This window comes from Aeromonas sp. S11(2024) (genome assembly GCF_041402345.1).
Taxonomy (GTDB): Bacteria; Pseudomonadota; Gammaproteobacteria; order Enterobacterales; family Aeromonadaceae; genus Aeromonas; species Aeromonas veronii.
This window is the reverse complement of sequence record NZ_JBGLRC010000023.1, coordinates 1-14,064: the sequence shown is the minus strand read 5'-3', so window position 1 is coordinate 14,064 and position 14,064 is coordinate 1. Positions and strand designations below refer to the sequence as shown.

The 14,064-nt window shown below is 58.2% G+C and carries 11 protein-coding genes; 7 read left to right on the top strand and 4 right to left on the bottom strand.

Annotation, left to right across the window (positions count from 1 at the left end; genetic code table 11):
• Positions 1-18: 18 nt before the first annotated feature.
• A complete protein-coding gene (locus ACB040_RS16150) occupies positions 19-1,779 on the bottom strand; it encodes a polysaccharide deacetylase family protein (RefSeq protein ID WP_338773112.1) in 1,761 nt (586 codons plus the stop codon).
• 118 nt (positions 1,780-1,897) lie between these two features.
• Positions 1,898-2,854: an ADP-glyceromanno-heptose 6-epimerase gene (rfaD, locus tag ACB040_RS16145; RefSeq protein WP_338773114.1), complete on the bottom strand. Its 957-nt coding sequence runs from the start codon at positions 2,852-2,854 to the stop codon at positions 1,898-1,900.
• A 158-nt stretch (positions 2,855-3,012) separates the two neighbouring features.
• Here rfaD and ACB040_RS16140 point away from each other — a divergent pair, with 158 nt between their 5' ends.
• From ACB040_RS16140 to ACB040_RS16120, 5 genes are all read left to right on the top strand, one after another.
• Positions 3,013-3,657 (top strand): TetR/AcrR family transcriptional regulator, encoded by a 645-nt coding sequence (locus ACB040_RS16140; RefSeq protein WP_005340848.1) that lies wholly within the window; start codon positions 3,013-3,015, stop codon positions 3,655-3,657.
• 115 nt (positions 3,658-3,772) lie between these two features.
• A complete protein-coding gene (locus tag ACB040_RS16135) occupies positions 3,773-4,963 on the top strand; it encodes a glycine C-acetyltransferase (protein ID WP_005342487.1) in 1,191 nt (396 codons plus the stop codon).
• A gap of 55 nt (positions 4,964-5,018) precedes the next feature.
• The gene (gene tdh / locus ACB040_RS16130; RefSeq protein ID WP_338773115.1) at positions 5,019-6,047 is read left to right on the top strand and encodes an L-threonine 3-dehydrogenase; all 1,029 of its coding nucleotides are present in this window, start codon (positions 5,019-5,021) and stop codon (positions 6,045-6,047) included.
• A gap of 197 nt (positions 6,048-6,244) precedes the next feature.
• Positions 6,245-6,700 carry a c-type cytochrome gene (locus tag ACB040_RS16125; protein ID WP_323876011.1) on the top strand — a complete coding sequence of 152 codons (456 nt, stop codon included), beginning with the start codon at positions 6,245-6,247 and terminating at the stop codon, positions 6,698-6,700.
• A gap of 84 nt (positions 6,701-6,784) precedes the next feature.
• Positions 6,785-9,061, top strand: coding sequence for a bifunctional diguanylate cyclase/phosphodiesterase (locus tag ACB040_RS16120; RefSeq protein WP_019444986.1), 2,277 nt, complete (start codon positions 6,785-6,787; stop codon positions 9,059-9,061).
• A gap of 2 nt (positions 9,062-9,063) precedes the next feature.
• Here ACB040_RS16120 and rep read toward each other — a convergent pair whose 3' ends face one another.
• On the bottom strand, positions 9,064-11,076 hold the full coding sequence (gene rep / locus ACB040_RS16115) for a DNA helicase Rep (RefSeq protein ID WP_371155566.1): 2,013 nt from the start codon (positions 11,074-11,076) through the stop codon (positions 9,064-9,066).
• A 180-nt stretch (positions 11,077-11,256) separates the two neighbouring features.
• Here rep and ACB040_RS16110 point away from each other — a divergent pair, with 180 nt between their 5' ends.
• Both ACB040_RS16110 and ACB040_RS16105 read left to right on the top strand, forming a co-directional pair.
• A complete protein-coding gene (locus ACB040_RS16110) occupies positions 11,257-12,477 on the top strand; it encodes an aminotransferase class V-fold PLP-dependent enzyme (RefSeq protein WP_371155564.1) in 1,221 nt (406 codons plus the stop codon).
• A 13-nt stretch (positions 12,478-12,490) separates the two neighbouring features.
• On the top strand, positions 12,491-12,925 hold the full coding sequence (locus ACB040_RS16105; RefSeq protein ID WP_201948443.1) for a SufE family protein: 435 nt from the start codon (positions 12,491-12,493) through the stop codon (positions 12,923-12,925).
• A gap of 21 nt (positions 12,926-12,946) precedes the next feature.
• Here the strand turns inward: ACB040_RS16105 and tcdA are convergent, their stop codons facing one another.
• On the bottom strand, positions 12,947-13,783 hold the full coding sequence (tcdA, locus tag ACB040_RS16100; RefSeq protein WP_040069899.1) for a tRNA cyclic N6-threonylcarbamoyladenosine(37) synthase TcdA: 837 nt from the start codon (positions 13,781-13,783) through the stop codon (positions 12,947-12,949).
• Positions 13,784-14,064 lie beyond the last annotated feature (281 nt).

The following is a 14,064-nucleotide window of genomic DNA, read 5'->3' as shown; positions in this document are numbered from 1 at the left end:
ATGGAAGAAGCTAAACTCTTACTTCCTGAAAACATAATTCCCACGGATCTTGCGCCACAGCCCGAATACATCTGTGCGGGGGAAGATGGCGATCCGGCGGATCTGGAAAGGGTCCTGGTGCATCGCTTTGGGGCCGCTATTGGTAGCAACGGCAAAACGATACCCGGCAGCGATAGCCTGCTCCTTGGCACTCTCGTTCATATCTCCGTAAGGGTAGGCAAACGAGAGCAACGGATGGCCAAGCAGGGCCTCCAGTTGGCGTTTATTCTCCTGAATTTCATGGGCTTGTTGTTCGGGTGTGAGCTTGCTCAAGCGGGGATGGGTCAGGGTATGACCACCAATTTCCACATGACCGCTGGCGGCCAACGCCTTGACCTGCTCACCACTCATCAATGAAACCTTGGTGTCCGGATTGGTCGGATGCTCCACATCCCAACGGTTATAGCCTTCACCGGTGACCACGTACACCACGGCTTTATAACCATATTTTTCCAGCAGCGGCAGCATGCGGGTCAGGTTGTCCTGATAGCCGTCATCGGCGGTGATCATCAGGTACTTCTTGCCGTATTGCAGACGGTGGATAAAGCCTTTGTCCGCCAAATCGCGGAAAGTCAGGGTTTCGTAGCCGAGCCACTTCATCAGTCGCAGATGCTTCTCGAACATGGTGATCGGCATCCAGGTGCCATGCACCCCTTTCTCGCTATCCTGTTCGATAAAACGGTGGTACATGATGACGGGCATCTCGCGGCGCAGGGTTTCGACTACGGCATCCTGATAGATGGTTTCGAGGCCGGATACTACCCCCTGCAAGCCATACTCATCCTGAATGCGTTGGCGAATGGCTTCCGGCACCACCTTGCTTGTGAGGGCCGATTCGATTTCGCCCTTCAGCGCGGCAAAATCGATGGCCAGATCCTTGGGGCCGATATCGCCAAAATTACTCGCCAGAGCATCATCCAGATTCTGTTCGGTCACCAGGCCAATGGCCCTGGCTTCACCAATGGCAAAGGCGGGCCGACCACAGAGCAGTGCTTCCATCGCCACCCGACCGGCACCTATCACCAAATCGCTGCCAGCCAGCAGAGCGGGAACATCATCGACGTACCCAACAAACTCGGCACGGCCTTCGAAACGGGCAAAGCGCTCCGGCACCTTGGTACCGCTGACAATCCGCACCTTGCAGGCATCCAGATCGAGTACCTCGTCGAGCAGACGGTAACAGAGCTCCCCTTTGGGGCCGCTCAAACGGCCAATGATGGCGATCACCGGCTTTGGATTATCCGGCGCAGGCACAGGCTGGAATTTGTCGGTTTCGATACCGTTGCGCAGAACCTGCACGATAGCGGGATCAACCCCCAGATTGTCGACTATCTGATGGGCAATATCTTCACAAACGGCAACCGCCCGATAGCCGAGTGCATGGAAGGCCTTGCGCGAAGCGTGCACCGGCTGGCGACCATGCACCGTGGTGATCATCGGGGTGCCAGTCAACTTGCAGGCCACATAACTGCTCCAGCCGGAGGCGCGGGAGTGAGCATGCACCAACTGAATATGATGCTTCTTGATGAGATAGATGAGGTAAAAGACGTGCCAGAAGCGGCGCAGAATGCTGCGCTTGTTGAATCTCAGCTTGAAGACGGGGCCAAGGGTCGGCTTGGTCAGGGTATCTGACACATAAAAGACGTGGTGACCACGCCGGGTCAGTTCGTTACCGACCGTGGTGGCATAGACCTCAGCTCCCGTTACCTCGAGCTGGGAGAGTGCCATCAATATATTCATCGCGCGGTTACCCGGTAGAGAAGAGAGGAACGGCAAGCAGCCACAGAGACCAGAAACCGGAAGCAGGCGAGTGCCCACTTCCGGTTTTGCGCTCAAACTGCCGCGTTGTGCTCACCTGTTAGCGGTTGAGCCAAGCCATGTAATCCGCTACCCCTTCGGCAACGGTTTTAAACTCGGCGTCATAACCCACGCGGCGCAGCTTGGTCATGTCAGCCTGGGTGAAGCTCTGGTAGCGACCCTTGAGGTGATCCGGGAAGGGAATGTACTCAATGGCTCCCTTCTGATGATGCTTGATCACCGCTTCGGCCACGTTCTGGAACGGCTCGGCACGACCGGTACCGCAGTTGAAGATGCCGGAGTGCTGCGGGTTCTGCCAGAACCAGAGGTTTACCTTGCAGACGTCGTCGATATAGATGAAGTCACGCATCTGACCACCGTTCGGGAAGCCATCGCAACCTTCGAACAGCTTGGGATTCTCGCCCTTCTTCACCTGGGTATTGAGGTGGAAGGCAACGGAAGCCATGGAGCCTTTGTGCTGCTCGCGCGGGCCGTAGACGTTGAAGTACTTGAGGCCAACGACCTGAGAGTTGATCTCCGGCATCCAGCGGCGCACGTACTGGTCAAACAGCTGCTTGGAGTAGCCGTAGACGTTGAGCGGCTGTTCGAACTTGGGATCTTCGATGAAGTTGTCGTTGCGGCCACCGTAGGTCGCGGCAGAAGAGGCGTAAATAAACGGAATTTCGCGCTCGATGCAGTAGTGGAACAGATCCTTGGAGTACTCGTAGTTGACCTCCATGATGAACTTGCCGTTCCACTCGGTGGTGGCAGAGCAGGCACCTTCGTGGAAGATCACCTCGATGCCGTTGTCCCACTCTTCAAACTCGTCGCCGGAGACGATCCGAGCCTGAAACTCGTCCTTGTCCATGTAGTCAGCGATGGTCAGATCGACCAGGTTGACGAACTTGGTGCCGTCGGTCAGGTCATCAATGACCACGATATCGGTCCGTCCTTGAGCGTTCAGCTGCTTGACCAGATTGCTGCCGATAAAGCCAGCACCGCCAGTTACTACGATCATGGAGTTTGCCTCTCGTACGTTGATGGCTACATGTGACTGCTTGTTAAAGCTGTGTATAGTGAGCCAATTTGAAATTGCCGAAAAGTTTATCACGGGCCGTCCGGGGATTCGACCTTGTTCAAAACTGCCCCGAGCGGAACCTGTTGGAGGAATGAGTGATGAAAACCAGAGACAGGATCATTCACAGCGCGACCGAGCTGTTCAACGATCAGGGTGAACGCAACATCACCACCAACCATATTGCGGCGCACATGGGTATCAGCCCGGGCAACCTCTACTACCACTTCCGCAATAAAGAAGACATCATCCACTCCATCTTCGACCAGTATGCCCGTCACCTGAGCGAGAGCTTCGTGCCGACCCGCAACCGTGAAATCACCCTGCAGGATCTGATGGGCTATCTCGATGCCATCTTCTATCTGATGTGGCAGTTCCGCTTCTTCTACGCCAATCTGCCGGACATCCTGAGCCGTGACGAGCCGCTGCAACAGAAGTACCTCAAGGCCCAGGAGCAGATGCGTTCTTCCGTGGTCGCCCTGCTCAGAAGCCTGCGCGAAGGGGGCATCATAGATGTCAGCGATGAAGACCTGCCGGATCTGGGCCAGACCATCAAGATGGTGGTGACCTGCTGGATCCCGTTCCAGATTGCCCAGGCCCCCAACACCCGCATCACCAAACCGCTGCTCTATCAGGGCGTGTTGAAGGTGCTATTCCTGCTGCGCCCTTATGTGCAGCCCCAGGTGGCCGGACAGATCCAGCAACTGGAACAGCACTACCGTCAGCTGGCCCAACCAGCTGGGTGAGATCTGTTTCACATTTGTTGAATATCAGCACAATCATTTGAATTTACCGCAACAGATTGCAGTAAAATGTCGCCTTCTGTTGATACGCAGCTGAAATAGCCACTAAGGATCGAGGATGTCTAACGGATTCTATCGTCACCTGACCGAGCAACTGAACCAGGTGCAAGCTGAAGGGTTGTACAAGCAGGAGCGCATCATCACCTCCGCCCAGCAGGCCAGCATCGCCGTCGGCGGTGAGCAGGTACTGAACTTCTGTGCCAACAACTATCTGGGGCTGGCCAACCACCCGGATCTGATCGCCGCCGCCCATCAGGGGCTCGACAGCCACGGCTTCGGCATGGCCTCGGTACGCTTCATCTGCGGCACCCAGGATCAGCACAAAGCGCTGGAGCAGAAGATGTCTGCCTTCCTCGGCACCGAAGATACCATCCTCTACTCCTCCTGTTTCGATGCCAATGGCGGTCTTTTTGAAACCCTGTTCGGCGCCGAAGATGCCATCATCTCCGATGCCCTCAACCACGCCTCCATCATCGACGGCGTGCGGCTGTGCAAGGCCAAGCGTTATCGCTACGCCAACAACGACATGGCCGAACTGGAAGCCCAGCTCAAACAGGCTGACGCCGATGGCGCCCGCTTCAAGCTGATCGCCACCGACGGTGTCTTCTCCATGGATGGCGTCATCGCCGACCTCAAATCCATCTGCGATCTGGCGGACAAATACGATGCGCTGGTGATGGTGGATGACTCCCACGCCGTCGGCTTTATCGGCGAAAATGGTCGTGGCACCCACGAATATTGCGGCGTGATGGATCGGGTCGACATCATCACCGGCACACTGGGCAAGGCGCTCGGCGGCGCATCCGGCGGCTATACCTCCGGCAAGAAAGAGGTGATCGACTGGCTGCGTCAGCGCTCCCGCCCCTACCTCTTCTCCAACTCGCTGGCCCCCTCCATCGTTGCCGCCACCATCAAGGTGATCGACATGCTGGCCGAGGGTCACGACCTGCGCGCCCGCCTGAAAGAGAACAGCCGTTACTTCCGCGAACGGATGAGCGCCGCTGGCTTCACTCTGGCTGGCGCCGACCACGCCATCATTCCGGTGATGCTGGGGGATGCCAAACTGGCCTCCGAAATGGCAAGCCGCATGCTGGCAGCTGGCATCTATGTGGTGGGCTTCTCCTTCCCGGTCGTACCCAAGGGTCAGGCCCGCATTCGCACCCAGATGTCTGCCGCTCACACCCGCGAGCAGCTGGACAAGGCGATCGACGCCTTTATCCGCATCGGCCGTGAACTCGGCGTTATCTGATTTGAATCAAGGGGCTGCAGCCCCTTTTTTCTGCATTCATATTGAAGGAACAGCCATGAAAGCACTCTCCAAAATCCACAAAGAGGTCGGCATCTGGATGACAGATGTGCCGGCCCCCGAGCTCGGCCACAACGACCTGCTGATAAAGATCCGCAAAACCGCCATCTGCGGCACCGATATCCACATCTACAACTGGGACGAGTGGTCCCAGAAGACCATTCCGGTACCCATGGTGGTCGGCCACGAATATGTCGGCGAAGTGGTCGCCATCGGTCAGGAGGTGCGCGGCTTCGCCATCGGCGATCGGGTCTCCGGTGAAGGGCATATCACCTGCGGTCACTGCCGTAACTGCCGCGCTGGCCGCACTCACCTCTGCCGCAACACCATTGGCGTTGGCGTCAACCGCCCGGGCGCCTTTGCCGAGTATCTGGTGATCCCCGCATTCAACGCCTTCAAGTTGCCGGACAACATCCCGGACGAGCTGGCCGCCATCTTCGACCCGTTCGGCAATGCGGTGCACACCGCCCTCTCCTTCGATCTGGTGGGTGAAGATGTGCTCATCACCGGGGCAGGCCCCATCGGCATCATGGCCGCCGCCGTCTGCCGCCATGTGGGTGCGCGCCACGTGGTGATCACCGACGTCAACGAATACCGGCTGGAGCTGGCCCGCAAGATGGGCGCCACCCGCGCGGTCAACGTGGCCGAGGAGAAGCTGGCCGACGTGATGAGCGAGCTGGGCATGACCGAAGGGTTTGACGTGGGGCTGGAGATGTCAGGCGTCCCGAGCGCCTTCCAGGAGATGCTCGACAAGATGAACCACGGCGGCAAGATCGCCATGCTCGGCATCCCCCCCTCCACCATGGCCATCGACTGGAACAAGGTGATCTTCAAGGGGCTGTTTATCAAAGGGATCTATGGCCGCGAGATGTTCGAGACCTGGTACAAGATGGCCAGCCTGATCCAGTCCGGGCTGGATCTCTCCCCCATCATCACCCACAGATTCCACATCGACGAATTCCAGCAAGGGTTCGATGCGATGCGCTCCGGCCACTCCGGCAAGGTGATCCTGAGCTGGGATAAATAACCCTTTTCACCCTTTGGTTACTCGAAACCCGGCGAATGCCGGGTTTCTTTTTATCTCCACCACCCAAATTGCCGTGATATCGCCCAAAACTTTGTGCGCAGAGTGTTTAACACTTCACACACAAGCGTTTAAATGGCTGTAACTATTCGGTTATAATCTCGTCGTTTACATGGATAATAAAAGACTGCTGGGAGTATATGAGCGTGTTGAAAAAACTGAGCTATTTGCTGGCTGTCGGGATGACGGCCGCCAGCTTGTCTGGGGCAGTGCTTGCTGCCGATGAAATGTCACCGGAAGCCATTGCCGAGCGGATAAAACCAATCGGTCAGGTCTATACCGCCAAGGATCTGGAAGGTATTGCCGGCGCGAGTGCGGCTCCGACTGCGACCGCCTCCTCCGGTCCCCGCGATGGCGAAACGGTATACAAGGGCGCCTGCTTTGCCTGTCACGACACCGGCGCCGCCGGTGCCCCCAAACGGGGTGACAAGGCAGCCTGGGATCCTCGCATCGCCCAGGGCATTGATACTCTCAAGAAACATGCCATTGAAGGCTTTACCGGCAAGTCCGGCATGATGCCTCCACGCGGCACCTGTGCGAACTGTAGTGATGAAGAGATTGAAAACGCCATCCACTACATGATCGACAAGCTGTAAGTATTTGAAAGGGCCGCAATTGCGGCCCTTTCAATCTATCGGCTTCCGACTACTCTTGTAAGGTAGACATATCGGGAGTTGCACATGTCGGCCCAATCCATCGAACCCCACTACTCAACTCCTCTGTTGGCGTTGGTCTCTGCCATTATGGACTTCCCGGCGCCACAAACCGCCACGTCTGACGATTACGATGCCCTGATCCAGCAGATTGACCAACTCTGCCCGCTGCAACATTTCGGCATGCTGGGCCTCTCCGATACCGGTCTAAACTGGCTTTACGCCTACAAGGTCAGCGATATCTTCAAGCAACAGCTGGGCCGTGAGCAGTCCCGCATCACCGATCAACTCACCCAGCTGGATGAAGCCGAAGGGTGGTGCGTCTTCCCCATCGAGCATGGCCAGATACAGTGGTTACTGGCGCGCGGCACCCCTGCCGACCTGCCGACCCTGCGTCTGCTGCTGGAGTGTCTGGCCAAGCGGCTGACCGAAACCCAGGCGGGATCCCATCTCACCGAGCTCCCTTCACCGCTGATCCGCAAAGACCCGAACTGGAAAAAGAAAATCGAGAGCATCAGCCGCATCATGCGGCTCGCCAATACCCTGCCGGCCCAGGCGCTCTTCTCCCAACTGGAAGCGGTACTGCGCCAGATGCTCACCATTGAGGACATGCTGCTGGTCAGGTTAACCAGTCAGAAGCTGGAAAAGATCTACCCTGCCCATCCCCATCAGGGAGACGAGTTCATCAGCGGCTTGTGCCACAGCACCAGCAATATCGAGGTGAGCAGGGAGTCACGCTACTGGCACAGCATGCCGCTGCGGCTGCAACAACAGTACTTCGCCCACTTCATCATCAGCACGGCTCAACCGCTGGAGACCGACGACAAGCTGTTTCTCGACTTCCTGCGTGGTCAGCTCACCCTGCTGCTGGAGCTGAGACGGATCCGCCAGCAGCTCAACGACATCAATACCGAAGACTCCATCAACCAGCGGCTGCAACAGCTGCGTCAGACCAACCTCAGGCTGCAAAAGCAGCTCAAGCAGCATCAGGAGCTGGAACGGCGGTTGCAATTCGATGCGCTTCACGACCCGCTGACCCAGCTGCCCAACCGCGCGCTGTTGATGAACCACCTCAACCACGCCATGACCCACTACAACCGCTACAAATCGCCGGGATTCGCGGTGATTTTTATCGATGTGGATCACTTCAAGCAGATCAATGACACCCTGGGCCACAGTGCTGGCGATCAGCTGCTCAAGGAGGTCAGCCGCCGCCTGCAGACCTGCATCCGACAAAACGATTTGGTGGCCAGACTGGGGGGCGACGAGTTTGTCATCTATCTGGACAGCAGCAAGAGCGACGATGACATCAGCCCGGTGCTCAACCGTATTATCAGCCGTCTCTCCTACCCGTTCCGGCTACTCGGCAACGAGTTGAGCATTACCGTCAGCCTTGGGGTATCGAGCGTCTCCGAGCAAACCTCAGATATCAGCCAGCTGCTCCATCAGGCCGATCTGGCCATGTATCAGGCCAAACGCAATGGTCGCAGTCGCATCGTCAGCTACTCGGATGATTGCATCAACCAGAACTGGAATTCGCCGGAAGAGATGCTGGCCAGAGCCCTGCGGGAGGGGCGTATCGTCCCCTACTTCCAGCCGGTGATCCGGCTGCAGGATAGCCGCCTGACCGGACTGGAGGTGATGGCGCGCTGGCTGACCGAGGAGGGGATTCTGAAGGATGCGTTCGACTTTATTCCGCTGGCAGAGCAGTGCGGCCTGATTCTGGAGCTGGATTACCAGATCCTGCGCCACACCTGTCAGCAACTGAAGAACTGGCTACCAATCTCCGGGCAGAGCAAGTTCAAGGTCGCCATCAATCTGTCGGGCAAGCATCTGGTCAACCATGATCACATCATGCGGCTGATGGGAATTATCGAAGAGGAAGGGGTCGCCCCCGGCTATCTGATTTTTGAATTCAACGAGCGGGAGCTGTCGCGGCAAGATTCCGATGCGCTGGCATCCCTGCATGACCTGAGGGCCAAGGGTATCCAGATCAGCCTCGATGATTTCGGCACCGGCTTCTCCTCCCTCAACGCCCTGTTCCACTTCCCGGTGGATTACATCAAGGTGGATGACAGCTTTACCCAGCGGATGCTGCAATCGCCCAAAGATTTGGCGCTGATCCGCGCCATGCGGGATATCTGTCAGGATCTCGATTACACCCTGGTGGTCGAGGGGATCGAGAACCAGCAGCAATTGCAGAAGCTGATTGATATCGGCTGCCGGATGGGGCAAGGGCGCTATATCTCACCGCCCATGCCGGGAGCAGACATAGTACCGCTACTGACCCCGGCCAATCCTTAGGGTTAATCCTTCTTGAACAACGCCCGCAGGTTGGCAACACCGACCTGCCCCTTCTGCTGGCGCTCCTCGGCAGTCACCTTCTTCTGGTTTTCCCATTCAAGATCATCCTGCGGCAGCTCCAGCAGGAAGCGGCTTGGCTCCGGACGTACCGACTCGCCAAACTGACGCCGCTCCTTGCAGAGGGTGAAGGTCAGCTCGGTCTGAGCCCGGGTGATCCCCACGTAGGCGAGACGCCGCTCCTCCTCCACGTTGTCTTCATCTATGCTGGTCTGGTGGGGCAGCAAGCCCTCCTCCATCCCCACCATGTAGACATAGGGGAACTCCAGCCCCTTTGAGGCGTGCAGCGTCATCAACTGCACCTGATCCGCATCATCCTCACCTTCGTTGCGTTCCATCATGTCGCGTAGGGTGAGGCGAGTGACCACCTGAGCCAGCGTCATCGACTCCTCCAGCTCATCCCCTTCCAGCATCTCGGTGATCCAACGATACAGGGTGGAGACGTTCTGCATCCGCATCTCGGCCGCTTTCGGGCTGGGGGATGTCTCGTAGAGCCACTCTTCGTAGTGGATCTCCTTGATCATGTCCCGCACCGCCTCCACCGGATTGCCACGCTGCGCCTGATCACCAAGGCGAACCAGCCAGTTGGTGAAGGCCTGTAATGCAGTGAGGCCACGGCCGGATAGGTGCTGCTCCAGCCCCAGCTCGAAGCTGGCGGCAAACAGGCTCTTGCCGCGTTGATTGGCATACTGACCCAGTTTTTCGAGGGTAGTGGGGCCAATCTCGCGGCGCGGCAGGTTGACCACCCGCAGGAAGGCGGTGTCCTCATCCGGATTCACCAGCAGCTTGAGGTAGGCCATGATGTCCTTGATCTCGGTGCGGGAGAAAAACGAGGTGCCGCCGGAGATGCGGTAAGGAATCCGGTTGGTCATCAACGCCTTCTCGAAGATGCGCGACTGATGGTTGCCCCGATAGAGGATGGCGTAATCCTTGAACCGGGTGCGGTTCATAAACTTGTGGCCCATCATCTCGGCGGCAATCCGCTCCGCTTCGTGCTCCTCGTTCTTGGCGAACAGCACCTTGAGCTTCACCCCCTCATCCAGCTCAGAGAAGAGCGCCTTGTCATAGACGTGGGGATTGTTGGCGATCAGGATGTTGGCGCACTTGAGGATACGCCGCTTGGAGCGGTAGTTCTGCTCCAGCTTGATCAGCTTGAGGCTGGGGAAATCTTCGCTCAGCAGCACCAAATTCTGCGGCTTGGCCCCACGCCAGGAGTAGATCGACTGGTCGTCATCCCCCACCACGGTAAAGCGGGCCCGCTCGCCGACGATCTGCTTCACCAGTTCGTACTGGCTGGTGTTGGTGTCTTGGTACTCATCGACCAGCAGATAGCGGATCTTGTTCTGCCAGCGCTCGCGCACCTCCTGATTGCTCTTGAGCAGCAGGGTCGGCATCACGATGAGGTCGTCAAAATCCAGCGCGTTATAGGCCACCATCTGGCGGTGATAACGCTCGTAGAGCTGGGCCATCAACACCTCTTCCGGCCCGCGAGCAATACGCATGGCGCGGGCGGGCAGGATAAGATCGTTCTTCCAGTTGGAGATTTGGCTGATAAGGGCCGAGAGCTTGTCCTTGTCGTTGTCGAGCTCGTCTTCAGTCAACTCTTTCAGCAGCGCCAGCTGGTCGGTGTCATCGAACAGGGAGAAGTTGGCCTTGAGATTCAGGCTCTTGTGCTCCCGACGAATGATATCGAGACCCAGGGTATGGAAGGTGGAGACCATCAGCCCCCGCGCCTCCTTGCGACCCAGGGTCTGGCCGACCCGCTCCTTCATCTCCCGCGCCGCCTTGTTGGTAAAGGTGACCGCAGCGATGTTGCGCGCACTGTAGCCGCACTGCTGCACCAGATAGGCAATCTTGTTGGTGATGACGCGGGTCTTGCCCGATCCGGCACCCGCCAGCACCAGGCAAGGGCCGGAGACATACTTGACCGCTTCGTTCTGATTGGGGTTGAGCTTCATGGGCCGGATCTCTTGGCTTATGATGAGGGGCGGCATTGTACCAGAAATCACCCGATGAGCCGTACCTGCTGCACGGCAAGCAACCGCCATTCCGACTTATCGCACCTTGTGTTCGGGCGCTATTTTCAGGATCATGGCCGACCTTCGAAATGATGACTTTTTCCAGATAGTGAGGGGAGCATGAATCAGCAACAGCACGCCCAACTGCGCAGCCAGTTTCCGGCCTTGGCGCAGGAGGTAAACGGCCACCCTCTGGTCTATCTGGACAACGCCGCCACCACCCAGAAGCCGCGCGCGGTACTGGATGCCATCGCTCACTACTATCGGGTCGACAACGCCAACGTGCACCGTGCCGCCCACGCCTTGAGTGGCCGCGCGACCCGCGCCTTCGAAACAGCCCGCGAGACGGTCGCCCGCTTTATCAATGCGCCCCGCAGCCACGAGGTGATCTGGACCCGTGGTACCACAGAAGCGATCAATCTGGTAGCCCAGAGCTGGGGGATGAGCGAGCTCAAGGCGGGGGATGAAATCATCCTCAGCTCGCTGGAGCACCACGCCAATATCGTCCCGTGGCAACTGGTCGCCCAGCACACCGGCGCTGTGATCCGGGTCATCCCGCTCGATGAGCGGGGCGATCTCGATCTGGCCGCCTATCACGCCATGCTGGGACCACGCACCCGGCTGGTGAGCGTGGCCCACGTCTCCAATGCCCTTGGCACCGTCAATCCGGTCGCCCAGATGGTGGCGGCCGCCAAAACGGTTGGCGCTGTGACGCTGATCGACGGCGCCCAGGCAGTGGCACATCTCGAGGTGGATGTGCAGGCCATCGGTTGCGACTTCTACGCCTTCTCCGGCCACAAGCTCTATGGCCCGACCGGCATCGGCGTGTTGTGGGGACGCACCGAACTACTGGAGCGGATGCCGCCCTGGCAAGCCGGTGGCGAAATGATCGATCGGGTCAGTTTCAGCGGCACTACCTTCAATACCCTGCCCTTCAAGTTCGAGGCGGGCACCCCCCATATCGCTGGTGCTATCGGCCTCGCCGCCGCCATCGACTTTGTGATGGAGCAAGACCGGCAATGGCTCGCCAACCATGAACAGGCACTGACCGACTATCTGGTCGCAGGTCTGCAACAGGTGCCGGGGCTGCGTCTGATCGGCGAACCCAATCAGCGCGCCGGTGCGCTCTCTTTCTTGCTCGAGGATATCCACCCGCAGGATGCCGCTACCCTGCTCGATATGCAGGGGATCGCCCTGCGAGCCGGCCATCACTGCGCCATGCCGTTGATGGAGTCGCTCGGGATCGGCGGCACGATGCGCGCCTCGCTGGCCTGCTACAACAATCGGGACGATGTCGACGCCCTGCTGGCCGCCCTGTACAAACTCAGTGACTTCTTCTAAGGCAGATAACCGAATGAGTGACCTCGCAAGCTATACCCAGATTGGCCTTGAGCCCAACGCCGACACCATCCGCCAGCAGTTTGCCGCTGCCCACGGCTGGGAGAACCAGTACCGGCTCATCATCCAGCTCGGCAAACAGCTGCCAGCGCTACCCGGCGAATGGCAGCAGGAGGAGTTTCGCCTCAAGGGGTGTGAAAGCCAGGCTTGGCTGAAGGGAGAACAAAGCGAGGATGGCTGCTGGCACTTTGCCTGTGATTCCGATGCCCGCATCGTACGGGGCCTTATCGTCATCGTGCTGGCGGCGCTTAACCATCAATCGTCTGCGGCGATCCAGGCTTTTGATATGGAAGGGTATTTCACTGAACTGGGGCTGGAAAAACACTTGAGCCCGTCACGAGGTAACGGGCTCAGAGCGATCGTGCTGGCGATCCGGGAGCAAGCGGTCTAACCCGCCTTGTTCAGTGGTCGATTAGGCTTCGCCAATCGAGCCCGCGTTTTCATTCCCTGCCTCTTTCTCGGCTCGGGCGCCCCGTTCGGCAATCTTCTTTAATACCCGGGATGCGGCAACTAGCCCGAAGGTTGCCGTCACCGGCGTCACAGCGCCAAAGCCGGAGGCGCAATCCATCTTCATGGTGCCATCGCTGGCCGCCTTGGCCTGACAGGTACCGCCATTGCCATCCGGATAACTCAACTGCTCGGTTGAGAAGACACACTCCACCCCGAATTTGCGCGCCGGATTCTTGCTGAAGTTGTGCAATCGGCGCAGGTCGGAGCGCACCTTGGCGGCCAACGGATCCTGAATGGTCTTGGCCAGATCGGCTACGGTGATTTGGGTCGGGTCCATCTGCCCGCCAGCACCACCCGCGACAATCACCGGGATCTTGTTGCGCTTGCAGAAGGCAATCAGCGCCACCTTGGCCTTGACCGAGTCGATGGCATCCACCACATAGTCAAACTCTCGCTTGATATGCTCGGCCAAGTTGTCGGCGGTGACGAAATCGTCCACCTCGATCACTTCGCAATCCGGATTGATGGCGCGAATGCGCTCGGCCATCACCTCGGTCTTGAGGCGACCAACCGTCCCCTGCATAGCGTGGATCTGGCGATTGGTGTTGGTGATGCATATATCATCCATGTCGATCAGGGTGATCTGGTTGATACCGGCGCGGGCCAGCGCCTCGGCCGCCCAGGAGCCCACGCCGCCGATCCCCACCACACAGACCTTGGCCTGGCTAAAGGAACGCAGTGCGCTCTGACCATAAAGACGGGCAATGCCCCCGAATCGCTGTAGATATTCTGCTTTCATACCACCACCTTGCTTGAGGGCGGCCATTATAACGACAACCAACGCCAGCGGCGATGGCAGAACCGGAGAAAATCGGGGAGGAAAAACAGAGAAAACGGCAGGGAAGAGAGAATAAAAGGTCAATTATCAGACGATTTGCTGATTTTCAGGCAATTAAAAACCCCGCTCATTGAGCGGGGTTTCTTGTATTGGGTGCCTGGCAGTGTCCTACTCTCGCATGGCGAATGCCACACTACCATCGGCGCTACCGCGTTTCACTTCTGAGTTCGGCATGGGATCAG

Excerpts from the sequence above, each read along its gene's own strand:
- ACB040_RS16150 (WP_338773112.1), bottom strand. The coding sequence starts at position 1,779 with ATGAATATATTGATGGCACTCTCCCAGCTCGAGGTAACGGGAGCTGAG.
- rfaD (WP_338773114.1), bottom strand. The coding sequence starts at position 2,854 with ATGATCGTAGTAACTGGCGGTGCTGGCTTTATCGGCAGCAATCTGGTC.
- ACB040_RS16140 (WP_005340848.1), top strand. The coding sequence starts at position 3,013 with ATGAAAACCAGAGACAGGATCATTCACAGCGCGACCGAGCTGTTCAAC.
- ACB040_RS16135 (WP_005342487.1), top strand. The coding sequence starts at position 3,773 with ATGTCTAACGGATTCTATCGTCACCTGACCGAGCAACTGAACCAGGTG.
- tdh (WP_338773115.1), top strand. The coding sequence starts at position 5,019 with ATGAAAGCACTCTCCAAAATCCACAAAGAGGTCGGCATCTGGATGACA.
- ACB040_RS16125 (WP_323876011.1), top strand. The coding sequence starts at position 6,245 with ATGAGCGTGTTGAAAAAACTGAGCTATTTGCTGGCTGTCGGGATGACG.
- ACB040_RS16120 (WP_019444986.1), top strand. The coding sequence starts at position 6,785 with ATGTCGGCCCAATCCATCGAACCCCACTACTCAACTCCTCTGTTGGCG.
- rep (WP_371155566.1), bottom strand. The coding sequence starts at position 11,076 with ATGAAGCTCAACCCCAATCAGAACGAAGCGGTCAAGTATGTCTCCGGC.
- ACB040_RS16110 (WP_371155564.1), top strand. The coding sequence starts at position 11,257 with ATGAATCAGCAACAGCACGCCCAACTGCGCAGCCAGTTTCCGGCCTTG.
- ACB040_RS16105 (WP_201948443.1), top strand. The coding sequence starts at position 12,491 with ATGAGTGACCTCGCAAGCTATACCCAGATTGGCCTTGAGCCCAACGCC.
- tcdA (WP_040069899.1), bottom strand. The coding sequence starts at position 13,783 with ATGAAAGCAGAATATCTACAGCGATTCGGGGGCATTGCCCGTCTTTAT.